Genomic DNA, 257 nt, shown 5'->3' with positions numbered 1-257 from the left:
CTCACCATTTCCAGACACGCAACGTCCCAAGTCAATGACTTGAGAAATTTTTCCCTGAGCATCAGCCACTGCGGGAGTTAGCTCAAAGTTGGACGTAGTCCTGTTATAATAATCACGCCATAAGAACAATAATGCCTGTCCTCCAGGTACAGGATGTCCCTTAGAGTCTTGCAAAGTAACATTCCATTTCAACTTTTGATAAGCCTGTGTAGTCATGTAAGGAGAGCTTTGAGCGGCATAAGGTACGCGTAAAACAT

At 44.0% G+C, this 257-nt stretch carries 1 protein-coding gene; it reads right to left on the bottom strand.

All coding sequences use genetic code 11. The annotated features are described in order from the left end of the window. On the bottom strand, positions 1-216 hold a 216-nt coding region (locus tag CWC11_RS23095), incomplete at its 3' end, for a hypothetical protein (protein ID WP_212748108.1). Between the last annotated feature and the right edge of the window lie 41 nt (positions 217-257).

Source organism: Pseudoalteromonas sp. S3178 (genome assembly GCF_005886985.1).
GTDB lineage: Bacteria > Pseudomonadota > Gammaproteobacteria > Enterobacterales > Alteromonadaceae > Pseudoalteromonas > Pseudoalteromonas carrageenovora.
This window is presented reverse-complemented; position numbering and strand designations above follow the sequence as displayed.